This is a genomic window from Salinispora pacifica DSM 45544 (genome assembly GCF_000378845.1).
Taxonomy (GTDB): Bacteria; Actinomycetota; Actinomycetes; order Mycobacteriales; family Micromonosporaceae; genus Micromonospora; species Micromonospora pacifica.
In genome coordinates this window covers 3048195-3071757 of the sequence record NZ_KB905359.1, presented here as the reverse complement: position 1 = coordinate 3071757, position 23563 = coordinate 3048195, and the positions used below count along the sequence as shown (strand labels likewise).

Here is a 23563-nt window from a genome sequence, read left to right as displayed (position 1 = left end):
ACGTCACTCCTGGTCCGTCGGAGTCAAGAACGATCGGAGCATAGCGTGACGTACGACGTGCCCCGAGACGGCGCGAGGGCCCCGCTATTGCGGAGCCCTCGTCTGGTGGGGAAGGGGGGAGTTGAACCCCCACGCCCTTTCGGGCACACGGACCTGAACCGTGCGCGTCTGCCATTCCGCCACTTCCCCGTGGCTTCAACCGGAGACACCTGGTGTCCGGCCCTCCGGCTGCGCCGCCGGGCTCGGGACATTCTACGTGGCTCCTCGCGCTTGCCACCAACGGTTACCCTCGTAGGAAGGCCACCGTTTGTGGCGGACGAAAGACTAGCACGACGGAACCGGCCCGCCGAACGGGCCGGGACAAGCGCGGCCGAGCGGCGTGTGAGCTGCACGCTCGTCGGCCGGATACCATCATGTCCTCGGGACCCGAGGAGGAGCCGGTGAGCGTGCTGCAACGCTTTGAGAAGCGTCTGGAAGGCCTGGTCGAAGGGGCTTTCGCCAAGGTCTTCAAAGGGGTGGTCCACCCCGTGGAGATCCTCAACGCCATGCAGCGGGAGGCCGAGGCGCACAAGGCGATTTTGGCCGGTGGGCGCACGTTGGTGCCCAACCGCTACGTGATCGATCTCTCGCCATACGACCACAGTCGCCTGGCGCCGTACGCTGCCGCGCTGGCCCAGGAGCTGGCCCAGTCGCAGGCGGAGTTCATCGGCGAGCAGGCGTGGACGGTCTACGGCGATGTGATCGTCGAGGTCGAACGAGGGGAGGGGCTCGACACCGGCATGTTCCGGGTCACCGCCGAGGTCTATACCGGCGGCGAGGTCGCCCCGGTTTCGGGGCCGGGCTACGACGCCGGCCCGCCGGGTTACGACGCCGGCCCGCCGGCCTACCCCGCGTACGACCAGGGGGGTGGCTACGGCCCGCCGCCCGGTCAGGGTGGCGGCCCCAACGTGCGGTTGGTCTCCGGTGACGGGCGGACCTACCCGCTCCAGCTGGGGACGACCGTGATCGGCCGCGGCGACCAGGCCACCCTGCGCCTACCCGATGTCGGCATCTCGCGGCGACACGCCCGGCTGGATTTTGATGGTGGGCAGGTCGTGCTGACCGACCTCGGGTCGACCAACGGCACGATGGTCAACGGTCAGCGGGTCTCCGCGGTTGCCTTGAACCCCGGCGACATGGTCCAGCTCGGCACCACGACCCTGACCTTCCGCGTGGATGGCTGATCGGCCTTGCCGGAACTCGTCGTCACCGTTGCCCGGTTCGGGTTCCTGATCCTGCTGTGGATTTTCGTCTTCACGGTGGTCGGGGTGATCCGCCGGGACCTCTTCGCGGGTGCCCGCTCCGGCCGGCTGGTAGCGGCCCCCCGGGGAGTCGGAGCCGTCCTTGGTCAGGGCGGTAAGCCGGCCCGGGTGAAGCGGGGAAAGGCAGCCCGCCAGCTGGTGGTGACCGCCGGCCAGCTGGCCGGCACCCGCATTACCCTCGGTGAAGCGCAGATCACAATCGGTCGGGCTGAGGATTCCACCCTCGTGATTACCGACGATTACGCCTCCGCGCGACACGCCCGGCTCGTGCCCCGCGACGGGCAGTGGTTCGTTGAGGACCTTGGCTCGACTAACGGCACCTACCTGGATCGCGCTAAGGTCACCGGACCTACCCCCGTCCCCCTCGGCGTGCCGATCCGCATCGGGCGCACCTCACTCGAATTACGGCCATGACTCTGACCCTCCGCTATGCGGCCCACAGCGACCGCGGGCTGATCCGAGACGGCAACCAGGACTCCGTCTATGCCGGGCCACGGCTGCTCGCCGTCGCTGACGGTATGGGCGGTATGGCCGCCGGTGATGTCGCCAGCAACATTGTCATCGGCGCCATGGCGCCGCTGGACGAGGATGTCCCGGGTAACGCCCTCGTGGATGCGCTTCGTTCGGCTGTCACCAACGCCACCCAACAGCTACGCGAGACGGTTGACGCCAATCCGCAGCTGGAGGGGATGGGCACGACACTCACCGCGATCCTCTTCTCCGGCAGCAAGCTGGGCATGGTGCACATTGGCGACTCTCGTGCCTACCTGCTGCGTGCCGGCGAGTTCGCCCAGATAACCAAGGACGACACGTACGTCCAGATGCTTGTTGACGAGGGCCGGATCAGCGCCGAGGAGGCGAGCAGCCACCCCCAGCGGTCGCTGCTGACCCGGGCCCTCGATGGCCGGGACATCGACGCGGAGTACTCGGTCCGCCAGGTCCTCGCCGGCGACCGGTACCTGATCTGTAGCGACGGTCTCTCGGGCGTGGTGAGCGCAGAGACGATCGTGGAGACGATGCGGGAGTACGCCGACCCGCAGCAGTGCGTGGAGCGGTTGGTCCAGCTCGCGCTGCGCGGTGGCGGGCCGGACAACATCACCGTGATCATCGCCGACGCGACCGACCAGGACATCGTCGAGGCGAGCCCGATCGTCGGTGGCGCCGCCTCCCGGGACCGGGGCATGGCGACCTCGGCCGATGACTCCACCCCCGCGGCCCGCGCCTCGGCGCTCTCCGGGGCGCCGCCGGAGCCGCCGGACGAGTCGACTGCCGGGGACGACGAGCCGGAGCGCGGCCGCCGCCGGCCGATCCGCCTCGCGGCGATGAGTCTCGCCCTGCTCGTCCTGCTGGGCGGAACGCTCTACGGTTGGTGGAGCTACACCCAGCGGCAGTACTACGTCGGAGCCACGGGGAGCGGCCAGGTCGCGGTGTTCCGTGGCGTCGAGGGTCAGATCGCCGGCATCGACCTCTCTGCCGTGCACTCGACCAGCTCCGCCGAGCTGGACGACCTCACGCTCGCCGCACAGGAACAGGTCAAACAGGGCATCCCTGCCAAGAGTGAGGCGGATGCGGAGCGCCGGCTCGCCGAGCTGACCGCTGATACTCCGACCAATCCCAACCTGAAGCCGACCTGTCCCCCGAGCCCCAGTCCGACCCCGCCAGCGGCGCCGAGCCCGACCGGGGAGCTCGATGCGTCAACGCCGGCCACCGTTTCGAGTACACCTCCGGCGGCCTCCGCCACCCCGAGCACGCCGGCAACCGGCGAGCCGACCGAACCGACCCCCTCGCCCGACGCCTTGCCCGCCATCCCGCCGCCGGCTGTTGATCCGGCCGCCTGCCGGTCGCCCGAGTGAGCGCCGGCTTGATCTGTCAGGACATTCAGTGACCGTAGCGGCCACGTCGACATCCCCGCCCACGACCACGGGCGGGCAGAGCGGCGTGCGGCTGGCCCGGTCCCGGCGTAACGCCGAGCTGTCGCTGCTGTTACTCGCCATGGTGCTGGTGGCCGCGTACGGGGCGATGGTCGAAGCCAGCGTGCTCGACACGGTCACGCCGAGCTTCTGGGTGCCGGCCGCCGCGCTCAGCGCGGTCTTCCTCGGCCTGCACGTGGTGATCCGGTTCCTGGCTCCCTTCGCCGACCCGGCCCTGTTGCCGTCCGTCGCCCTCCTCAACGGCCTCGGTGTCGGCTTCCTGCACCGGCTGGACCTGGCCCGCGCCACCCCGGCCGAGCGTGCCGAACTGGCGACCTTCGCCGGCACCGGCGGGCGTCAACTCGCCTGGACACTGATCTCGGTCGCCCTCGCCGCCGGGCTGCTCGCTGTCGTCCGCGACCACCGCTCGATCTCTCGGTACGCGTACACCCTGGGTCTCGCCGGCATCGTGCTGGTGATGATCCCGGCGGTGCTACCGCGGAGCATTTCCGAGATCAACGGTGCGAAGCTCTGGATCCGGGTCGGTGGTCTCTCCATCCAGCCCGGCGAGTTCGCCAAGCTCGCGCTGCTCGCCTTCTTCGCGTACTACCTGGTGCGCAAGCGGGAGGTCCTCTCCCTGGCCAGTCGCCGGTTTCTCGGTGTCGATCTCCCCCGGGGCCGGGACCTCGGGCCGGTCGTGGTGGTCTGGCTGATCAGCCTCCTGGTGCTGGTCTTCGAGAAGGACCTGGGCACCTCCCTGCTCTACTTCGGCATGTTCGTGGCGACGCTCTACATCGCCACCGAACGGGTGAGCTGGCTCCTCATCGGCTTGGTGCTCTTCTTCGGCGGCGCCTATCTGGCGTACGTGTTGGGCGACGTGGTCGGTGGTCCGTTCGCCAACTTCTACCTACGGGCCAACATCTGGCTGGACCCGTTCGCCGACCCGTACAACGACGGCTACCAGCTGGTGCAGGGATTGCTCGCCCTTGGTAGCGGAGGAATGTTCGGCGCCGGGCCCGGCGCCGGCCAGCCGCTCAAGCTGCCCGAAGTGCAGAACGACTTCATCTTCGCCGGCCTCGGTGAGGAGATCGGTCTCTTCGGTCTCTCCGCCCTGCTGGTGGTCTACCTGCTCATCGTCGAGCGGGGGCTGCGCGCCGCACTGGCGGTTCACGACTCGTTCGGCAAGCTGCTCGCCGGCGGTCTGGCGTTCACCCTCGGGCTCCAGGTCTTCGTGATCGTTGGCGGGATCAGCGGTCTGATTCCGCTCACCGGCCAGACCACGCCGTTCCTCTCCGCCGGCGGTTCGTCACTGATGGCGAACTGGCTACTCATCGCGATCCTGCTCCGGGTCTCCGATGCTGCCCGCCGGCCGGTGACCGGCGGAGGCGCTCCGTCGACCCGACCGACGGGCGGCCCACCGGAGCAGCTACACGGTGCCCCGACGGAGGTGATCAGACCGTGAACGCACCACTGCGCCGGGTGGGTCTCGTCGTGATGGTCCTGTTCGGGCTTCTCTTCGCGAACCTGAACTGGATTCAGGCCTACAAGGCCGACGACTACCGCAACAGCGACTACAACGGCCGGGTCCAGGTCGCCGAATACGAGCGCAAGCGCGGCAACATCGAGGCCGGCGGTACGGCGTTCGCGGTGAGTAAGGAGACCGACGGGGAGCTGGAGTACCTGCGCACCTATCCCGGCGGGGAGAAGTACGCCCACGCGATCGGCTACAAGCCGGTCAACCTGGCCGACACCGGCATCGAGGAGGCGGAGAACGCGTTCCTGGCCGGCACCAGCGACCAGCTGATCGGCGACCGGCTGCGGGACCTGGTCACCGGCGACGAGACCGCCGGCGCGAACGTCCTGCTCACCATCTCCGAGCAGGCGCAGGACGTCGCGTACGAGCAGCTGCGGGACAACCGTGCGGGGGTCAGCAAGGGCGCGGCCATCGCCCTCGATCCGCGTACCGGGGCGGTGCAGGCGCTGGTCTCGATGCCGAGCTTCGACCCGAACCCACTGGCCAGCCACGACTCGGACGAGGCCACGACGGCCTACAACAAGCTGCAGCAGAACCCGGACGGTCCGCTGAAGAACCGGGCGCTCGGCGAGGTGCTCCCGCCGGGCTCCACCTTCAAGATCGTGACGGCCGCCGCCGCGCTCGAGAACGGTGTCACCCAGGACACGAAGATCCCCGCCGGGCCCAGTTGGACGCCGCCGACCTCGGGCAAGCCGATCGAAAACGCGGCCCCCTCCATCTGTCCGGAGGAGGAGGTCACCCTGATGAACGCGGTGACCGAGTCGTGTAACACCGGCTTTGCCCAGCTCGGCGTACGCCTCGGCGCGGACACGCTCAAGGAGAAGGCCCGGCAGTTCGGCTTCGAGCAGGACGACTTGACCGTCGGCCGGCTCGGTGAGGATGGCGAACCGGTCGCGGCCAGTCGGACCGGCGGCATGGAGAACCCCGACGGCAGCGTTGACCAGGCTGCCCTCGCCCAGTCCTCCATCGGCCAGCGGGATGTCCGGATGACGCCGCTTCAGGGTGCTCTGATCGCCGCCACGGTCGCCAACGACGGCAGCCAGATGCGTCCGTACCTGGTCAGTCAGATCCTCGGTGCTGATCGCACCACCAACTACTACACCGCCGAGCCCGACGAGTTGCGCCAGCCGGTCAGTGACCAGGTCGCCGCCGACCTGCGGGAGATGATGGAGAGTGTCGTCCAGAACGGCACCGGCCGGAACGCCCGGATCAGTGGCTACACCGTCGGCGGCAAGACCGGCACGGCGGAGTCTGGTCCGGACACTCCCGATCACGGTTGGTTCATCGGCTTCGCACTCGACGAGGACGGCAACCCGGTCTCCGCGGTCTGTGTCCTGCTGGAGGAGTCCGGCGACGGCGGCAGCGCCGAGGCCGCGCGGATCGCCGGGCAGATCATGCGGGCGGCGATCGCCTCACCGGGGAGCCGCTGACGTGCTCAGTACGGGGGTGAAGCTCGGCAACCGCTACCGTCTCGACGAGCGGATCGCCAGCGGCGGCATGGGCGATGTCTGGCGCGGCACCGACGAGGTGCTCGGCCGGACAGTCGCCGTGAAGAGTCTCCTGCCCGCCCTGCTGGACGATCCCGACTTCGCCGAGCGGTTCCGGGGCGAGGCGCGCACGATGGCGACCATCAACCACCCCGGTGTCGTTGACATCTACGACTTCGGCAGCGACCAGCAGATCGCTTTCCTGGTGATGGAGCACGTGGAGGGAGAGGCGCTCCTGGCCACCCTGAACCGGGTCGGCCGGCTCACCTCCGCCCGGACGATGGCCCTGGTAGCCCAGGCTGCCGACGCGTTGCACGCCGCCCACCTGGAGGGCATCGTGCACCGGGACGTGAAGCCCGGCAATCTCCTGGTCCGGCCGAACGGCACCCTGGTACTCACCGACTTCGGTATCGCCCGATCCGACCTGGTGGCCCAGCTCACCGCCGCCGGCTCGGTACTCGGTACCGCCTCGTACATCTCACCGGAGCAGGCCACCGGAGCGGTCGCCACCCCGGCCTCGGATGTGTACGCCCTCGGTGTGGTCGCCTACCAGTGTCTCTCCGGCCGGCGGCCGTTTGCGGGCGACAACCCACTCGAGATTGCCCTGCAGCACGTCCGGGATACACCTCGGGCGCTGCCTGCCGACATTCCGCCGCAGGTGCGGGCGGTGGTAGAGCGGGCCATGGCGAAGGACCCGGCGGACCGCTGGCCGAGCGCGGCGGCGTTGGCCGGAGTGGCTCGACAACTGAAGGCCCAGCTCTCCCAGTCCGCCCGGGCGGCGGGCCAGGCCAGTCCGGTTTCGGCGGTGCCAGGTCGGGCCAGTGTGGTTTCGCCGGCGCCTGCACCACCGGGTCGGGCCAGCGTGGTTTCGCCAGCGCCGGTCCGACCGGTTTCGGCGGTGCCGGGTCGGGCCAGCGTGGTTTCGCCGGGCCGGGCCAAGGTGCCGCCGCCGGTCGTCGCCCGGCCGCCGCAGGCTTCCCGCTCGCCGGGGCCGCCGCAGCCTTCCCCGCCGCAGCCTTCCCCGCCGCTGGCCCCGCGACCGCAGGCGCAGTGGTCCCCGGTTGCGGCCGTGCCGCTGGCGTCCGCGCGGCTCGGGCACCCCCCAACACCGGCTCCGCGGTCCCGCCGGTCCCGGTTCGGGAGACTGCTCCTTGTCCTCCTCCTGGCCGCTCTGGTCCTGACCTGCTTTCGCATGGTTTCCTACGTTTGGGACGAGGTGTTTGCCGGGCCCACGGCCCGGCCGGGGCAGTCGACGGGAACGTCCGGCGAACTCCGGCTCGACGGACGCGACGATTCAGACCAAACGTCGTACCGTCAACTGCAACTGCCCGCGACGGGCGGCGACGAGACGACGACGAGCGAAGGACGACAGACGCGATGACAGCGCAGGCCCGCCTGCTCGGTGGCCGCTACCAGGTCGGCGAGCTTATCGGCTACGGCGGCATGGCCGAGGTGCATCGCGGTCGTGACCTGCGACTGGGTCGGGATGTTGCGATCAAGATGCTCCGGGCCGACCTGGCCCGCGACGCCACCTTCCAGATGCGGTTCCGACGGGAGGCGCAGAACGCGGCCTCCCTCAACCACCCGGCCATCGTCGCCGTCTACGACACCGGCGAGGAGCAGGCACCGACCGGGGAGACCCTGCCGTTCATCGTCATGGAGTTCGTCGGCGGGCGGACCCTGAAGGAGGTGCTGGGCGCCGAGGGGCGGCTCCAGCCGCGGCGGGCGCTGGAGATCTGCGCCGACATGTGTGCGGCGCTGGAGTTCAGCCACCGGCACAGCATCATCCACCGGGACATCAAGCCCGGCAACGTCATGCTCACCCAGACCGGCCAGGTCAAGGTGATGGACTTCGGGATCGCCCGGGCGCTGGCCAGCGGCGCGACCACGATGACGCAGACCAGCGCCGTGATCGGCACCGCCCAGTACCTCTCACCCGAGCAGGCCCGCGGCGAGTCGGTGGACGCCCGCTCGGATGTCTACGCCGCCGGCTGTGTGCTCTTCGAGTTGCTCTGCGGGCACCCGCCGTTTGTCGGGGACAGCCCGGTCAGCGTCGCGTACCAGCATGTTCGGGAGACGCCACCGACGCCCAGCGACCTCAACCCGGAGGTCCCCCCGGCCGTCGACGCGATCATCCTCAAGGCGCTGTCGAAGAACCCGCTCAACCGCTACCAGAGCGCCGGCGAGATGCGGGCGGACCTGCTGCGTGCCGCCGCCGGACGGCCGGTCATGGCGACCCCGGTCCTGCGGGAGGAGGAGGCCACCCAACTCGCCCCGGCCGGCGCCGGATACCCGGCCGCCGCGCCCGGTCCACGTACCCAACAGATACCAGCCCGGGTCGGCGACCCACGTCGGCGTCGGGCATCGTCGTGGCTGATCGCCACCTTCGCCGCGCTCGGCGTACTCGCGGTGGCCGCGCTGGCGGTGGTGGCCCTCCTGCCCGAAGAACCCGAGCGGGCCACGGTCCCGCCGGTAACCGGGCTGACCCAGGAGCAGGCGTTCGCGGCGATCAAGGAAGCCAGCCTGGTGCCGGATACCGGCCGGGAGGTCCGCGACAACGACTGCACCAAGGGGGAGGTGGCCAACCAGGAGCCAGCCCAGGGTGAGCGGCTGGCCCCGGACGACGTTGTCACGATCTTCATCTGCGCTGGGCCGGCGACGGTGACGATTCCGGACACCCTGGTCGGCTCCACCTACGACAACGCGAAGCGGCAGCTGGAGAATGCCGGCTTCGAGGTCGCGCGGGAGGAGGTCGACGACGCGGAGCCGGCGGGCACCGTCCTGCGGGTGACGCCGGATGAGGGCAGCCAGGCGGCGGAGGGGGAGGTGGTCACACTGACCGTCTCCAAGGGCAACATCGGCACCGTACCGAACGTGGTGCAGTCCTATGTTGAGGATGCCAAGCGGGAGCTCGAGAACGCCGGCTACAAGGTTGACGTCAGGGAGGGCCAGCCGGTGCCGCCGGGCGAGGAAGGCCGGGTGACGAACCAGAACCCGGGTCCGAACACCAAGCTTGCGAAGGGCAAGACGGTGACCATCACGGTGACGGTGCTGGAGGAGCCGACCGAGCCCCCGACGCCGGAGCCGACCGAGACGCCGACGCCGACGCCGGAGCCGACCGAGACGCCGCCGGGCGACGGTGATTGAGGTGCGGCGCTGTTGATCGTCGGTTAGGTGGTGCTGAAGGCGGTACGTCGGCGTGCGTCGACCTCGGCCGCCAGCGCGGGGGCGCGCTCCAGCGCCTCCGGGAAGCCGCAGGACGCCAACCAGTTCGCCAGCATCAGGTGCCCGCCCTCGGTCAGGACCGACTCGGGGTGAAACTGCACCCCCTCGATCGGCAACGTCCGGTGGCGCATCGCCATCACCACACCGGAGCTGGTCCAACCGGTGACCTCCAACTCGGCCGGCAACGTCCCCGGCACGAGAGTGAGCGAGTGGTAGCGGGTCGCGGTGAACACCTCCGGTAGGCCGGCCAGTACCCCCACGCCCTGGTGCCGGACCTCCGAGGTCTTGCCGTGCAGCAGCTCCGGAGCCTGGGCGACGGTGGCGCCGAACGCCTCCCCGATCGCCTGGTGGCCGAGGCAGACACCGAAGAGGGGGAGCACCCCGGCGTACTCCCGGATGATGTCCAGGCAGATGCCGGCGCGATCCGGGCTACCCGGACCGGGGGAGAGCAGGACGCCATTGGCCTTCGCCTGCCCGACCTCCGCGACGCTGATCTCGTCGTTGCGGCGTACCTCGCAGTCGGCGCCGAGCTGACCCAGGTACTGCACCAGGTTGAAGACGAACGAGTCGTAGTTGTCGATGACCAGGATGCGCACGGGTCACTCTTCCGGGGAGGGAGGCGGGTTGTTCTCGTCCGTGTCGTACGGCAGGTCGTGCCCGTCCTCGGTTGGTGCCGGTCCGTCGCCGGGCGGCGGATAGCCGGGAGCACTCGGGTCCCCAGGATCTCCCGTTTCCTGACCGACCTGTACATCGTCGAAGGGGAGCAGCGGCTCAGCCCAGGGGAAGATCACGTACCAGAGCAGGGCTACCGCGGCCGTCGTCAACAGGACGCTGCCGGCCAGCTTGCCGGGAAGTCCGAACGGCAACTTCCGCCAGATCCAGGCGTACATCTCCTCAGCCCCCCAGTTCCGCCGGGCGACCCGCCGACTTGGCCTGGGTCCGGTCCAGCTTCGCGTGGATGATCAGGCGTTCGTAGTTGTCGAACTTCGGGTGGCAGGTGGTCAGGGTGAGCATCGCGTCGGTCGGCTCGGCACCCGGGTCGCCGGGAACCGGCGCCACCACGGACACCTCGCTCGGTTTGACGATGTGATTGCGAGTGACGCGGTAGATGTGCCAGTTGTCGCGATCCTCGGCAACAATCACGTCGCCATCCTTCAGCTCGTCGAGTCGCCAGAAGGTGGCCCGGTTCCGGTGTCCCGCGATGGAGAAGTTGCCGGGCTGGCCGGGGAGGGCACTCGTCGGATAGTGGCCCGGGGCGTATCGGAGGTCCTTCTGGGTCACCCCCTCGACGACAATCCAGTTCTTGTCGAGCTGTGGAATGTACAGGCCGGCGATCGGAGTGCCCTGCACGGTCGGCGAGGCGGGGGCGGACGAGGAAGCAGCGGAGGGCGTCACCGTGGGGTCACCGGTCGGCCCCCACGCCTCGGCAAGCTGCTGGCTGAGGTCGTTCTGGTGGGCGTTGACGATCACCGACTTCCCCCAGATCTCGTACCCGGCGAAGAGGAGCACCACTATGCCGAAGGTGATGAGTACCTCTCCGGCGGCGCGGACGCCGGTGCGGAAGCGGGACCGGAACGTCGGCCGAGTCATCTCCGAGTAGACGCTCTTGTAGCCGTCGCCGGACTGCTCTGGGCGTAGCTTGACCACCCGCTCGCCCCGGCGCGGCTGGGCCGGCTCCCCGCCGGCGGGTTCGGTCGTGGCGTCCGCGTCCCGCGGCGGCTGGGGCACCGCGCCCATCAGGGCGGTGGAGTCGAGTGGCGGAGGAGGACGGCTGGCCACTCGCGGGATGAGCGCGGTGGCCGCCGGATCGACGGCGGAGCCAGTGCCCCGGGGGGTATCGGGGACCGGGCTGGCCTTCGGGGCGGTGTCAGCGTTCGGGGCGGTGCCGGCCTCCGGGGCGGTGTCAGCCTCCGGGGCGGTGTCAGCCTCCGGAGCGGTGCCGGCCTCCGGGGCGGTGTCAGCGTTCGGGGTCGCGGCCCGCGGCGGTGTGGTGGGAATGAAGGCGGTGGGGGCGTCAGCCGTCGACGGGGTGCGGTCCCACGCTGGCCGGCGCGGGTGGCCCGGGCTCGCTGCGGGGGAAGGGGTGGGTGGTCCCGACGAGTGGGGTGGGGTTTCGGGCCGAAGTTCCCGATGGGCTGCGGTCGGCTGGTCGAGTAGCCGCTCGGCCGCTGGTGCCGTCGGTGGCGCTGGTTCCCTCGGTGGTGGCGCTGGTGCCGTCGGTGGCGCTGGTGCCGTCGGCGTTGGCGGGTACGCAGCGTCGAAGGCTGAGCCGGTTGGAGGTGCTGAGGCGGGGCCGGCCGAGTGTCGTGGTGACTGGCTCGGCGGGCGCTGCGGCGCGCCGGCCAACCCCGGCAGCTGGATCGGCTGGCTCGGTGGGGCTGGGGCGGACGGCTGGCCCGGTGGGGCTGGGGCGGACGGCTGGGGCGGGGCTCCCGGCGGGGGTAGCGGCTGCTCCGCATCGTGCCGGGGCTGCTGCCCGGGGCGCTCCAGCCGCGGCAGGAACGCCGTCTCGTCGTTGTCCCGATCGGGTTGCCAGTTCTCCGGTGCCCTGGTCATTCGGGCACCGTCGTCCAACGGAGGGCGGCTGAGCCCTCAAACGCCGGCACCGTCACGGTGGAGTCAGTCTCCTTGTAGCCGAGCTTGTAGGTGTTCGCCAGGTCTCTGAACAACCGGACTCCCTCGGATTCGGTGAGGGCCTGCTGGAGAGCAGCGGGGTCACCGATCGCTACGATCTTGAATGGAGGGGAGTACACCCGGCCATGGAGTAGCAGGGTGTTACCGACGCAGCGTACCGCGCTGGTGGCGAGTACGCGGACATCCATGATTGACATCGCCTCCGCGCCGCCGGCCCAGAGGGCGTTCACCACGGCCTGTACGTCGCCTTGGTGCACCACCAGGTCGTCGTTGGTGGCGCCTGCGGGCAGGTTGCCGTCCCCGCGCCGCGGCGCGTCGTCGAGCTCCACGGTCACCCCGGGGCCGGTGAGGGCGGTGAAGCCGGCCGGCTCCTGGCTGGCCGCCGCCCGCTCCTGCTGCTGCTGGATCGTCCCGTCCGAACCGGCGAGGGCGTCGGTGCGGGCCTCGACCGTCGCGCGGAGCTCCGCCGCCCGCTGCTCGCTGGCCGCCACCTCGGCGTGGCGGTCCTGGATGAGCTGGTTGAGCTGGGGGCGCCGGTCCTCGCGCAGGGTGGTGCCCCCGGCGGTGGTAGCGGTGGTGGTGAAGAGCAGCCCGGCCGCAGCGGCGATCAATGGTACGCCGACCGGCCAGCCGAGCCGGCGCTGCCGAGGGCTCCGGATGAGGGCGACGACGACCCGCCGGAGCACCTTCCGCCAGGAGGCCGCGCCGGATGTGTACTCCACGGGTTCCCTCCCCTCGTCGCCTGCCAGCCCGCTCCAATCACCCCTCCGGGTGTTGGAGAAGACCTTTCGTGGCCTGAACGGGTCTTCCGGACTACGCTAGCTGTCGAACATTATTGGCCATGGACCGTCGCCCTCGCGCCCGGTTGTCAGGCCGGACGAGGTCGTCACCCCCTCTGGAGAGCGTCGTGCCCAAGTCTCAGGTCCGTAAGAAGAAGGTGTACACCCCGCCGACGGATGTGCGTCCGACGGCGACGGCGGCGACGCGTAAGCCTAGCCCGGTCTGGTTGCCGGTCACGGCGGTCGCGCTCATCGTCGCCGGCATCGGCTGGCTGGTGGTCTACTACCTCTCCGAGCAGGCGTATCCGGTCATGTCGTGGGGTTACTGGAACCTCGCGGTGGGCTTCGGCGCAATGGTCGGCTCCCTGATCCTGCTCTCGCGCTGGCGTTGACCACGCGTTGACCCGCGCGCCGGCCGGAGCCGGCGCGCCCGCCCAGCCAGCCCGGTCGACCTGGCCCCAATCGGCGCTGCCGGGCGCGGCACCTTATGGTGTGGCGCAGGACGGAATCGCTGCGGGTGCGAGATGCGTCACGTTACCGCTGGGTAACCTTGCGCGTAGGCTGCACTGCACGACCGGGTGAGGCAAGGTCAACGATCGGCCCGGGCCCGGGTACGCGGCAGGAGCTTCGCCGACCGCGTCCTGGCCGGTACCGATCGCCGAGCCGCTCGAGCAGTAGTAGACCGGGAGGGCCGACTCGATGGGCAGCGTCCAGATCGCCACCACGATCGTCGCGGCCGCCATCACCGCGGTGGCGGTGTGGCTCGCCGTGCGGGCAGTCAGGAAGATGGTGGCGGTGATCCGGCTGGGCCAGCCGGATCCGGCCCGCTTCACCGACTGGGCCACGCGGACGCGGACGATGCTGGCGGAGACCGCCGGGCACACCCGGATGCTTCGCTGGAGTCTGGTGGGAGCCGCGCACTGGTTCGTGATGGTCGGGTTCATCGTGCTGTCGCTGCTGGTGCTGGAGGCGTACTTCGAGGTCGTCTCCCCCACCGGGGGACTCCCGCTGGTCGGGAACTGGGCGGTCTACGGTCTCGTCACCGAGTGGCTCGGCATCCTCGGGATCGCCAGCATCCTGGTGTTGATCGCGATCCGGCTGCGCAACCGACCGACCCGGCCCGGTGGGAGGTCCCGGTTCACGGGCTCAACCATGTGGCAGGGCTACTTCGTTGAGGCCGTCATCCTCGGCGTCCTGGTGATGGGTTTTCTCATCCGGGGTTTCAAGGTCGCTACTGATCACTTCGAGTACCCGGTTTGGGCGGCACCGCTCAGCCACACGGTCGGTGGCCTGCTACCGGACTGGGAGGCCGGGGTCAGCGTCGCCGCCGTCATCAAGATTGCGATCTCGATGACCTGGCTGATCGTGATCTCGCTGAACGTGACCATGGGGGTCGCCTGGCACCGCTTCCTGGCCTTCCCCAACATCCTCTTCAAGCGCAACCCGGGTCGGCCGGGGTCCGGGCTCGGTGCGCTGCGGCCGATGACCAGTAACGGCGAGCTCCTCGACTTCGAGGAGGCGGACCCGGAGAAGGACCAGTTCGGGGTCGCCCAGGTCGAGCAGTTCACCTGGAAGGGACTGCTGGACTTCAGTACCTGCACCGAGTGTGGCCGCTGCCAGTCCCAGTGTCCGGCGTGGAACACCGGTAAGCCGCTGTCGCCGAAGCTGTTGGTGCTCAGCCTCCGCGATCACGCCTACGCGAAGGCCCCGTACCTGCTGGCCGGCGGCGGCAAGGATCTGACCGGTGCGGAGAAGGCGACCGACGGGCAGCTCGCCCACGTTGACGCGCTGGCGCTCGCCGAGGCGGAGAAGCCGCTGATCGGCGGCGCCGAGGAGTCCGGTGTCATCGACCCGGACGTGCTCTGGTCCTGCACCACCTGCGGGGCCTGCGTCGAACAGTGCCCGGTCGACATCGAGCATGTCGACCACATCGTCGATATGCGTCGCTACCAGATGCTCATCGAGTCCAGCTTCCCCTCGGAGGCCGGGGTGATGCTGCGCAATCTGGAGAACAAGGGCAACCCGTGGGGTGCGCCGCAGAACACCCGGGAGGACTGGACCAAGGGTCTCGACTTCGAGGTGCCGCGGGTCGGTGAGGTTGACGACTTCGAGTACCTGTTCTGGGTTGGCTGCGCCGGAGCCTTCGAGGACCGGGCCAAGAAGACCACCCGGGCGGTCGCCACGCTGCTGCACGAGGCCGGCGTCTCCTTCGCCATCCTGGGCGAGGGGGAGACCTGCTCCGGGGATCCGGCCCGTCGGATCGGCAACGAGTTCGTCTTCCAGATGCTCGCCCAGCAGAACGTCGAGACCCTGAACGAGGCGTTCGAGGGCCGGGAGCAGAGCCGGCGCAAGATCGTCGCTACCTGTCCGCACTGTTTCAACACCCTGGGCAACGAGTACGGGCAGCTCGGTGGTGAGTTCGAGGTGGTACACCACACCCAGCTGCTGGCTCACCTGGTCGCCACCGGCGCGCTGACGCCGGTGCAGCCGATCGATGGCGGCGTCACCTACCACGACCCCTGCTATTTGGGCCGGCACAACCGGGTCTTCGCCCCACCGCGCGAGGTGCTCGGAACGGCGATCCAGGGCGAGCTGACCGAGATGCCGCGTAACAGCGAGCGCTCCTTCTGCTGTGGCGCCGGCGGCGCCCGCATGTGGATGGAGGAGAAGATCGGTAAGCGGATCAACGTGGATCGGGTCGAGGAGGCTATGTCGACCGGCGCAGCGACGGTTGCGGTCGGCTGCCCGTTCTGCTCGACGATGCTCAACGATGGCGTGAACGGTAAGGGCGCTGGTGAGCAGGTCGAAGTGGTTGACGTGGCGAGCGTCCTGCTCCGGTCGGTGCGCCCGGAGCAGCCACCGGTTGACCAGAAGAGTGCACAGGTCGCGGGCTGATCCAGCCATTACGGGCTCTACCAGGTGCCGCGCCGGCACCTGGTAGAGCCCTTTCCACACCGGGACGGCGGTGGCACCCCGATGGGGGTGCCACCGCCGGTCGCTTCGTATCAGCTCGACTGAATCGTGACTACTTACGGTAATGGTTGTGGATATAAGTATATTGGCAGTACGTATTTTGAGGGGGGTCAGCACTATTTGTGGGCGAGTGACTACGTAGAGGTGAAACCCGCTCGCCTGCCTTGATTCCGTACCAGGCCCTACCTATTGTTGTGCGTGCGCTGCGGTGGATCGTCTGCCTCGTACCCCCCCTTGTTCCGAGGCGCCCCGCGGTCTGGGTTGCAAAAGGAGTCGGTGCTGGTGGCAACCACGCCCCCTCATCGTCAGGACTGGGTACGGCCACGCCGTTCGGGCGGATTGCGTCGGGCCGTTCACGGTCTGCTCGCCGCGGCCGCCGCGGTGGCGGTCAGTCTCGGCGCGCTGGCGGTTCCCGCGTACGCCGAGCCGACCGTGGAGGAGATCGAGGCCGCGATTGACGAGCAGTGGCGCGAGATGGAGCCCACGATCGCGCAGTACAACAAGGTTCGGGCGGAGCTGAAGACCAACCGCGAGAAGTCGGAGGAGCTGGCGGAGAAGCTCGCTCCGCTCCAGCAGCAGAGCGAGACCGCGATGAAGCGGATGGGCGGTCTGGCCTCGCAGTACTACATCAGTGGGCCGTCGCGGGAACTCGGTGCGCTGCTGGTGAGCGATGACCCGAATGAGATCCGCGAGGAGTTGGCCCTACTGAATCGGGTTGCCATTATGGAGAACCGGCAGCTCGAGGAGGTGCTGGCGATCCGTAAAGAGTATGAGGGCCAGAAGAATTCGCTCGATGAACTGATTGCGAAGCAGGATAAGCAGGAGAGCGAGCTGGCGGCGAGAAAGAAGCAGATCGACGCCGAGATCAAGCGGCTCAAGGACTCACTACCAGTGACCACGGTGTCGACGCCGCAGTGCCCCACCATCAACGGTGTCGTGACCGAAGCTGCCCGGATCGCCATCCGGACCGCCTGCGCTCAGGTGGGTGACCCGTACGTCTGGGGGGCCAACGGCCCCAACTCGTTCGACTGCTCCGGGCTGACGCAGTACGCGTACAAGGCGGCCGGTGTCTACCTGACGCACTACACCGGTGCCCAGTGGAACGAGGGCCCGGCGATTTCGCAATCCGAAGCGCGCCCTGGTGACCTTGTCTTCTTCTCCAGCCCCAGCAACCTGCACCATGTCGGCCTGTACCTGGGCAACGGCCAGATGGTGCACGCGCCCCGGGCCGGCAAGCCGGTCATGGTCGCCAGCATCTACAACATGCCGAGTATCGCCGGCTTCCGTCGACCGGGCTGAGCCGGCGACTGGACCGAGGCCCCGGACGAGACAGGTCGTCCGGGGCCTCGTCGTATCCAGCTGTCGGTCCCGACGCTGTCGTCCCGGCGGTGCCAGTCCCGGCGGTGCCGCCGCCGGCTCGCCCCGTGGGAGCGTCGCCGGCTCAGCCGTGGGGTAGCCGTCTTGGTCGCCCGGCGTCAGCGCGTCGGCCAGGTATGCCAACTCTGCCAGGAGCGGCTGGGCGTCGGGCCCCGCTGCCCCTGGTAACGGGACCCGTAGACGGCCGATCCGTATGGGTGCTCGGCAGGTGAGCAGAGGCGGAAGATGCAGAGCTGACCGATCTTCATGCCGGGCCAGAGCATGATCGGCAGGTTCGCCACGTTGGAGAGCTCCAGCGTCACGTGGCCGGAGAAGCCCGGGTCGATGAAGCCGGCGGTCGAGTGGGTGAGCAGCCCGAGCCGGCCGAGTGAGCTCTTGCCCTCCAGCCGGCCGGCGAGCTGGTCCCCGAGCGAGATGACCTCAAGGGTGGAGGCGAGCACGAACTCGCCGGGGTGCAGCACGAATGGCTCGCCGTCGGGCACCTCGACCGCCGAGGTCAGGTCGTCCTGCTGCTGGGACGGGTCGATGTGGGTGTACAGGTGGTTGTTGAACACCCGGAAGAGCTTGTCCAGCCGTACGTCGATGCTGGATGGCTGGACCAGCGCGGGATCGAACGGCTCCAGCGCCAGCGTGCCGGCCTTGATCTCGGAGGCCAGGTCACGATCGGAGAGAAGCATCGGACCACCATAGCGAGTGGGACGACACGCGCCTATTTCGCCTGGGCATTCGAACGCACGTTCGATAGGGTCTGGGGTATGGCTTCCTGGTCCGAGTTCGCCGCCGACGTACCCCGCCTCGCCGACGGGGTCCGCCGGCTTCTCCAGCAGTACGGGCCGGGCCTGGGCTACCTGGCCACGGTCCGCGCCGATGGTGGTCCTCGCGTGCATCCGGTCTCCCCGGTGCTCGCCGAAGAGGGCCTCTTCTGTTTCGTGATTGACTCGCCCAAGCGGCGTGACCTGGAGCGCGACGGGCGTTACGCGCTGCACTCCTTCCCCGCAGAGGAGAGCGACGACGAGGCCTACCTCGCGGGTCGGGCGCAGCTGGTGACGGATCCGGCCCGGGTGACCCGCTTGGCCCGCCGACACTGCGCGATCTACGACATCGACTGGCGGCTCTTCGAGTTCAGCATTGATGTCGCGATGATCGCCCAGCACGACATCGCTGGCGTGGCGAGACCGGCGGTTCAGGTCTGGCTGGAGCCGGGTGGTCAGGCCGGGTCGGGTCAGCCCGGCCAGCCTCGACGCGCCGGCTCGCCGGCCCCCACCGTCGATCAGGGCAGCGCGGCGGCCTGAGCGCCGGCCCTGCACGCGCCGCTGCCGGCTCCAAAGGGTTTGGAGCCGGCAGCGGACCGTACCGGTCGAGGGCTAGGCCCGATACGCATTCCAGGCGGTCAGCATGCGGCTGGCCTGGCCCGGAGTGAATTCGTACATGCAGGAGTCGTACGTGTAGTCCATGAAGTTGTGGATCGGGTCCACGCCCGCCGAGGAGCAGGTGTCCCGTCCGGTGGGGCACTGGTAGGCGGGGGAGGCTTCGGCCGGGGTGTCGCTGACCCCGTCCCCGGAGCCACTGCAGCCGCCCTGGAAGGTGTGGTAGAGGTTCAGCCAGTGGCCAACCTCGTGGGTGCCGGTGTCGCCGAGGTTGTAGTTGGTGGCGGTGCCACCCGGCAGCGACTCGTTCAGCACGACGACGCCGTCCAACTTGCTTATCGAGCGCTGCGGGAAGGTCGCCCAGCCGAGCAGGCCGCTCGAAAGGTCACCGAGGTAGATGTTGAGGGTTTCCGCACCGCCGACGCGCAGCGACCTCTTCATCGACCGTTCCGACGATGAGCCGTAGTTGATCGGGTACCAGCTCGGGTTCGTGACCCGGTTGATCGACTGGAGTGCGAAGCTGAAGGCCGTCGGGGCGCCACCGGTCGCCCCGCTGAACGAGTCGTTCAGCACGTCGATCTGTGAGTAGATCATGGAGTCCGGGATGTTGCCGCCGGCCCGGCTGCTGTTTTCCTGGATGACATGCACCACCACCGGGATGGCGACCGACGCGGGAGCCACGGGTGCGAACGCGGCGGCGCCCTCGCGCCGTACCTGCATCTCCACCAGTTCGATCAGCTCATTCTCCCGTGCTGCCACCTGGGCTTCGGTCAGGTGGTTCGGGTCGTGTTCGGTGATGCTGCCCGGCCGAGCCTTGGCGTCGGCGTGGACCGGCTCGCACTCCTCGCTCGCGGCGTGTTCCGCGGCGTGGTTCGCGAGCGGCGCCGCGTGCGCCGGGACGTAGCCGGCCGTGACGGCGCCGAGGAGCAGCGCGAGCGACGTTGACGCGATGCCGGCGCTTCGACGGGACAGTAGGGGTCGGAGGCCCATGGGCCACCTCCTTCTGGCAGCACAGCGGGGGGGTGTGCGTGCCATGGCAGGAAACGTAAGGCAGACCTTACAAGACATCGACAACTTTGAAAATGCTGAGCCGGCTCCGAAGGGCCTGACCGGCAGTTCGCTCCGTCTCCCTTGGCGGGGCTCGTCCGGAGCCACTGCACCGAGGCCGACCTTCGCGGTTACGGGTTCAGCCCGCTCCGGTGACTGCTGCCGCTCGCAGACCGCTCGGGTCGGCGGGTGCCGGGATATGCGCCGCGCGGTGCTTGGGGTACAGTGGTGCCGCTTGCGGGTGTAGTTCAATGGCAGAACATCAGCTTCCCAAGCTGACAGTGCGGGTTCGATTCCCGTCACCCGCTCCACGCACGAAAGCCCTGGTCAGGATGCATGTCCCGCCAGGGCTTTCGTCGTTCTAGACGGCTGAAACAGGCGCTCGTGCCATTAGCGTGCCTCGGTGGCCGGTCCGCCGCCCTCGGTAGCCCGCTTGACCCGGCGCTTGCTCGGCTTGCGCCGGGCCGCCTTGACGGCCTGGTCGATCGCGTCGGCGGTGCCCTGGTCGGCCTCCCTGTTGGCGTGCTGGTAGATCAGCGCGGCGCGGGGGCTGTCGTGACCCATCCGCGCCATGATGTCGCGCAGGCTCATGCCTGGCGCTCGCGACGCGAGCGTGTTGCCGGTGTGCCGCAGGGTCGTGAAAGTACAGTTCAGAACACCCACGGCAGCGACCGCCTCAGGCCACTTGACCAGCTTGTTGAAGTTGCCGCGCCAGAGGTTCGGGCTGCTCTCGCCAGGACAGCAGGATGGGAGCGCCAGCCACGGTGGCAGCGATGACGCCCGCGCTACCGACGGCACCGGCCAGATAGCCGGCGGCGAGGCCAGGGTGGCGGCCACGGGTTTGGGAGATGCGTCCGACGGCATTGGCTGCCAGCACGGAACCGGCGGTGCCCACGGCACTGGGCAGACCGGCAAGGCTGGTGGAGTTGATGTGCTCCAGTGGTCCAGCGACAGTCGGACTGTCCCCGGCAGGCGGGCGGTGTCTAGGCCGCACGGGAGAAGGCGAAGGAGCGCTGTGGCGGGCCGAGCCGATAGCTCCGGCCACGGCATCGGTCGAGGCCCGGCCCGCCTCGATCAGCGCACGTGGCCGAGGTCCAGGCGATCAACCAGCATAGCGGCGGTGAAGGCGGTGACCAGTTCGTCACGGCCCTCGGTGAAGTGGGCCCAACTGTCGTAGTGGACGGGGACCACCCGGCGAGTGCCGAGGATCTTGGCAGCCTCGGCGGCCTGGACGCTGTCGAGGACGATAGGCGCGCCGTCGAAGAGGACGCCGGGGAAGCGCGGAGCGCCGGCGAAGAGAATGGCAGTGTCCACCGGCTCGAAGCGCTCCGCGATCTCCTTCACGGCGTCGAGCGAGGCGTTGTCGCCGCTGACATAGACCGTGGGCAGTCCCTCCCCGGTCAAGACGAATCCGACGACCTGACCGGTGATCGGTTCGACATCCTCGCGAGCGCCGGGGCCATGGATGGCGGGTACGCCCGTCACGGTGATCCTGCCGCCGCCGGGGCGGTCCAGCTCGATCGACTCCCAGTCCGCCAGCCCCTTAGCCCTATTCCCCAAGCGGCGCCCACCCCCGGGCGTGGTGAGGGTCAGTGGAACGTCGGCGAGCAGGACCCGGCCGGAGTTGTCGAGGTTGTCAGGGTGCTCGTCGTGGGAGAGCAGGACTACGTCGATGCGGCCGAGGTCTGTGGAACTGCCGGAGGGGGGCGCGGTCTTGGTCAGGATTCTCTGGCCTGATTCGTAATAGTCGCCAGGAGCGTCGAAGGTTGGGTCAGTGAGGAGCCTCAGCCCGCCGTATTCAAAGAGGGCGGTCGGGCCGCCGAAGACGCGGACGGGGAACTGGTCAGTGGTGGTGTCGGCAGAAGCCATGGGGAACTCCTCACGGATGCGGGCTAGGCTATCCGTGAAGTGACGGTAGTAGCTCCTCACGGATGAACGCAAGTCGTACCATGAGAGCCATGACAGAGAGCTGGTTTGTCGAGCCTGTGCTGCCGTCCGCGCCAGGGGCGGAGCAGTACCTCGCTCTAGACTTCGTCAACAGCGCCATCGCGCTACCCGGTGGGCAGTTAATCGATCTCCTCGGCACCCCCGAGGCGACGAATCACTGGCTCACAGAACGCGGCCTCGCTCCGGCCGGTGCCGGAGTGCAGGAGATGTGCGCGACCCAGCTACGCTCGCTGCGCGAACACGTCAGGGCATTGTTCGCCGCCCACGTCGCCGGGTTTCCCCCCCTGCCCGCAGCTCTATCCGCCGTAAACGATGCACTGAGCAAGGCTCCCACGGCCGCTTTGCTGCTTTGGAACGACAAAGAAGGCCCCTACCGAGCGGCACCGTGCCCCACCAACGAGGTTCTCGAGCACGCCCTAGCGGCCCTCGCGGCCAGTACGGCTGACCTTCTCACCGGCCCCCACTCCGGCTGCCTGACCGCCTGCGACTCCACTCCCTGCAATCGCTACCTGCTGCGCCGGGGCCGCCGCCACTGGTGCTCTACCCGCTGCGGCGACCGCGCCCGCGCGGCCCGCGCCTACGCCCGACGCACCCAGTCGAAGGCCGACTGACGATGGCCGGCCGCACCACCCCGCTTGGCTGACGCTTCCGGCCCGCCGGTGCGTGGGCAGCGTGCCCGATCTGTGCCTGATGCGGAGGTGCAGGCCGGACGTCCGTCCAGGGGCGACAGACGGGCAGTCACCGTGCGTAGGGTGCAGTAGGCCTGCTGGCGGATCGGGGCCGCTATCATCTATCGATGATCGCTGGAGTCATCGTCCCGGGGATCGGTTACGGCCCCCAAGCCCCGTTGCTCAACCTCGCCGGCGAGGCGCTCACTGACCTCGACGCCCCAATAGAGACCATCACGTGGACCGTGCCAAAGGGACTGCTGGACATCGGCCCCGAGCCCTTCGTCAGGGCGCACGTCGCTGCGGCACTGCACCGGCTCACCAATGCGACACCAGACATGCAGCCCGTGATCATCGCCAAGTCGCTCGGGACATACGCCGCCGGTCTGGCGGCGGAGCGGCAACTACCGGCGATCTGGCTGACGCCACTCCTGAACGACAATGCGGTGGCCGAGGCGATCACCCGCAACCCAGCGCCGGCCCTGCTCGTCGGGGGGACACACGATCGAACCTGGGTTCCTGACGCTGCAGTACGGACAGGCAAGAAGGTCCTGACCATCGAAGGTGCTAACCATGCCCTGCGACCGCATGGACCACTCAGTTCCTACACCGACGCGCTGGCCGCTGTCGGCATGGAAATGGAGGGGTTCTTGTCTCAACTGATCTGACCGCACCAGGCCGATGATCCGGCGCACGCGCTACCACGACGGCTCACAACCGGTGCGAAGGCTGAGCCCGTCGGAGATGCGCTGGTCACGCTCCTGCACCGTGGGCGAATCAGAATTCCCGCCACTCTGGCCACTGAGGCGGGGTATCTGAGGTCAGCGCCTCGAGCATGACGTGCTCTACCTCGGCTGGGGTTAGCTGGGGACGCTTCTGCGGGATCTTGCTTCCCGCGCGGGCCGCGTACCACATCCGGCCGTCATCTTCGGTCATCATGATGTCGGTCGGGGCCCGTCCTTCGCCGACCACGCAAACCGACCCCCATGACCGATGGATGATCACCGTTTGGTCACGCTCCTGATGGAGTTCGCGCAGCCACCGTACGACCGTATCCCGGCTATCGAGGCTCACGGTGTCGCCGGTTACCACCTTCCGGAACAACCCTTGCCGCCTGGTCGTCAGACGCTCGGCGACATCCCTCGGTGCGGAATTATCTTCGCCCATGTGCGTTCCTCACGTTTGCTTGCCGCAAAGCGAGTCTCCTGGTCGTGGTGGCCATGGCGCAGGTGACGGTCCGTCCCGCCCGACCGGCTGGCGCGGCCACTGACGGCGCAAGTCAGTCCGCCCCCCGAGCTGACCGTGCGGGTTCGG

Annotated in this window: 22 protein-coding genes and 2 tRNA genes; 14 read left to right on the top strand and 10 right to left on the bottom strand. The window is 69.0% G+C overall.

From position 1 onward, the window contains the following. Positions 1-103: 103 nt before the first annotated feature. Positions 104-189: transfer RNA gene (locus SALPAC3_RS0113940), tRNA-Leu, on the bottom strand. Between the two features lie 224 nt (positions 190-413). Here SALPAC3_RS0113940 and SALPAC3_RS0113935 point away from each other — a divergent pair. Genes SALPAC3_RS0113935 through pknB form a run of 7 tightly spaced genes read left to right on the top strand, consistent with a single transcriptional unit; the run spans position 414 to position 9379 of the window. Next, the gene (locus SALPAC3_RS0113935; RefSeq protein WP_018221839.1) at positions 414-1223 is read left to right on the top strand and encodes an FHA domain-containing protein; all 810 of its coding nucleotides are present in this window, start codon (positions 414-416) and stop codon (positions 1221-1223) included. 6 nt (positions 1224-1229) lie between these two features. Continuing rightward, the gene (locus SALPAC3_RS0113930; protein ID WP_018217829.1) at positions 1230-1715 is read left to right on the top strand and encodes an FHA domain-containing protein FhaB/FipA; all 486 of its coding nucleotides are present in this window, start codon (positions 1230-1232) and stop codon (positions 1713-1715) included. Further along, entirely contained in the window at positions 1712-3154 is a 1443-nt protein-coding gene (locus tag SALPAC3_RS0113925) for a PP2C family serine/threonine-protein phosphatase (protein WP_018221838.1), read from the top strand. Before SALPAC3_RS0113930 ends, SALPAC3_RS0113925 begins: the two co-directional genes overlap by 4 nt. Positions 3155-3182: 28 nt before the next feature. Beyond that, positions 3183-4673 (top strand): FtsW/RodA/SpoVE family cell cycle protein, encoded by a 1491-nt coding sequence (locus tag SALPAC3_RS0113920; RefSeq protein WP_026185548.1) that lies wholly within the window; start codon positions 3183-3185, stop codon positions 4671-4673. Beyond that, positions 4670-6175: a peptidoglycan D,D-transpeptidase FtsI family protein gene (locus SALPAC3_RS0113915; protein ID WP_018221836.1), complete on the top strand. Its 1506-nt coding sequence runs from the start codon at positions 4670-4672 to the stop codon at positions 6173-6175. The genes SALPAC3_RS0113920 and SALPAC3_RS0113915 overlap by 4 nt, the downstream gene beginning before the upstream one ends. A 1-nt stretch (position 6176) precedes the next feature. Then, positions 6177-7613 carry a serine/threonine-protein kinase gene (locus tag SALPAC3_RS0113910; RefSeq protein ID WP_026185547.1) on the top strand — a complete coding sequence of 479 codons (1437 nt, stop codon included), beginning with the start codon at positions 6177-6179 and terminating at the stop codon, positions 7611-7613. Continuing rightward, positions 7610-9379 (top strand): Stk1 family PASTA domain-containing Ser/Thr kinase, encoded by a 1770-nt coding sequence (pknB, locus tag SALPAC3_RS0113905; protein ID WP_018221834.1) that lies wholly within the window; start codon positions 7610-7612, stop codon positions 9377-9379. The genes SALPAC3_RS0113910 and pknB overlap by 4 nt, the downstream gene beginning before the upstream one ends. Positions 9380-9402: 23 nt before the next feature. Here the strand turns inward: pknB and SALPAC3_RS0113900 are convergent, their stop codons facing one another. The 4 genes from SALPAC3_RS0113900 to SALPAC3_RS0113885 are packed head-to-tail and all read right to left on the bottom strand — an operon-like array spanning position 9403 to position 12813. Further along, positions 9403-10053, bottom strand: coding sequence for an aminodeoxychorismate/anthranilate synthase component II (locus tag SALPAC3_RS0113900; protein WP_018221833.1), 651 nt, complete (start codon positions 10051-10053; stop codon positions 9403-9405). A 3-nt stretch (positions 10054-10056) separates the two neighbouring features. Beyond that, the gene (locus tag SALPAC3_RS0113895; protein ID WP_018221832.1) at positions 10057-10347 is read right to left on the bottom strand and encodes a hypothetical protein; all 291 of its coding nucleotides are present in this window, start codon (positions 10345-10347) and stop codon (positions 10057-10059) included. A gap of 4 nt (positions 10348-10351) precedes the next feature. Next, positions 10352-12013, bottom strand: coding sequence for a class E sortase (locus tag SALPAC3_RS27170; RefSeq protein ID WP_080635177.1), 1662 nt, complete (start codon positions 12011-12013; stop codon positions 10352-10354). Then, positions 12010-12813 carry a DUF881 domain-containing protein gene (locus SALPAC3_RS0113885; RefSeq protein ID WP_018221830.1) on the bottom strand — a complete coding sequence of 268 codons (804 nt, stop codon included), beginning with the start codon at positions 12811-12813 and terminating at the stop codon, positions 12010-12012. Before SALPAC3_RS0113885 ends, SALPAC3_RS27170 begins: the two co-directional genes overlap by 4 nt. A gap of 185 nt (positions 12814-12998) precedes the next feature. Between SALPAC3_RS0113885 and SALPAC3_RS0113880 the strand changes: the two genes are divergently transcribed. The 3 genes from SALPAC3_RS0113880 (at position 12999) to SALPAC3_RS0113870 (ending at position 17142) form a co-directional block, all read left to right on the top strand. Beyond that, a complete protein-coding gene (locus SALPAC3_RS0113880) occupies positions 12999-13262 on the top strand; it encodes a cell division protein CrgA (RefSeq protein WP_018217839.1) in 264 nt (87 codons plus the stop codon). Positions 13263-13569: 307 nt separating this feature from the next. Continuing rightward, on the top strand, positions 13570-15765 hold the full coding sequence (locus tag SALPAC3_RS0113875; RefSeq protein ID WP_018221829.1) for a (Fe-S)-binding protein: 2196 nt from the start codon (positions 13570-13572) through the stop codon (positions 15763-15765). 360 nt (positions 15766-16125) lie between these two features. Beyond that, entirely contained in the window at positions 16126-17142 is a 1017-nt protein-coding gene (locus SALPAC3_RS0113870) for a C40 family peptidase (RefSeq protein ID WP_196230351.1), read from the top strand. 176 nt (positions 17143-17318) lie between these two features. Here SALPAC3_RS0113870 and dcd read toward each other — a convergent pair whose 3' ends face one another. Further along, a complete protein-coding gene (gene dcd / locus SALPAC3_RS0113865) occupies positions 17319-17897 on the bottom strand; it encodes a dCTP deaminase (protein ID WP_018221827.1) in 579 nt (192 codons plus the stop codon). 78 nt (positions 17898-17975) lie between these two features. Here dcd and SALPAC3_RS0113860 point away from each other — a divergent pair, with 78 nt between their 5' ends. Next, positions 17976-18512: a pyridoxamine 5'-phosphate oxidase family protein gene (locus tag SALPAC3_RS0113860; RefSeq protein WP_018221826.1), complete on the top strand. Its 537-nt coding sequence runs from the start codon at positions 17976-17978 to the stop codon at positions 18510-18512. 72 nt (positions 18513-18584) lie between these two features. Here the strand turns inward: SALPAC3_RS0113860 and SALPAC3_RS0113855 are convergent, their stop codons facing one another. Further along, entirely contained in the window at positions 18585-19577 is a 993-nt protein-coding gene (locus SALPAC3_RS0113855) for a zinc metalloprotease (RefSeq protein WP_018221825.1), read from the bottom strand. Between the two features lie 294 nt (positions 19578-19871). Here SALPAC3_RS0113855 and SALPAC3_RS0113850 point away from each other — a divergent pair. After that, positions 19872-19945, top strand: a tRNA-Gly gene (locus SALPAC3_RS0113850). Between the two features lie 79 nt (positions 19946-20024). On the opposite strand, the gene SALPAC3_RS0113845 is transcribed toward SALPAC3_RS0113850, so the two are convergent. Together SALPAC3_RS0113845 and SALPAC3_RS0113840 are read right to left on the bottom strand one after the other, a co-directional pair. After that, a complete protein-coding gene (locus SALPAC3_RS0113845; protein ID WP_018221824.1) occupies positions 20025-20471 on the bottom strand; it encodes a site-specific integrase in 447 nt (148 codons plus the stop codon). A 237-nt stretch (positions 20472-20708) separates the two neighbouring features. Further along, positions 20709-21503 carry an MBL fold metallo-hydrolase gene (locus SALPAC3_RS0113840; protein ID WP_026185545.1) on the bottom strand — a complete coding sequence of 265 codons (795 nt, stop codon included), beginning with the start codon at positions 21501-21503 and terminating at the stop codon, positions 20709-20711. 80 nt (positions 21504-21583) lie between these two features. On the opposite strand from SALPAC3_RS0113840, the gene SALPAC3_RS0113835 reads away from it, so the two are divergent. Together SALPAC3_RS0113835 and SALPAC3_RS0113830 are read left to right on the top strand one after the other, a co-directional pair. Beyond that, positions 21584-22192, top strand: coding sequence for an ABATE domain-containing protein (locus SALPAC3_RS0113835; RefSeq protein WP_018221822.1), 609 nt, complete (start codon positions 21584-21586; stop codon positions 22190-22192). Between the two features lie 185 nt (positions 22193-22377). Beyond that, positions 22378-22917 carry an alpha/beta fold hydrolase gene (locus tag SALPAC3_RS0113830; protein WP_018221821.1) on the top strand — a complete coding sequence of 180 codons (540 nt, stop codon included), beginning with the start codon at positions 22378-22380 and terminating at the stop codon, positions 22915-22917. A 109-nt stretch (positions 22918-23026) separates the two neighbouring features. Here the strand turns inward: SALPAC3_RS0113830 and SALPAC3_RS0113825 are convergent, their stop codons facing one another. Further along, positions 23027-23416 carry a hypothetical protein gene (locus SALPAC3_RS0113825; RefSeq protein ID WP_018221820.1) on the bottom strand — a complete coding sequence of 130 codons (390 nt, stop codon included), beginning with the start codon at positions 23414-23416 and terminating at the stop codon, positions 23027-23029. Positions 23417-23563: the final 147 nt, after the last annotated feature.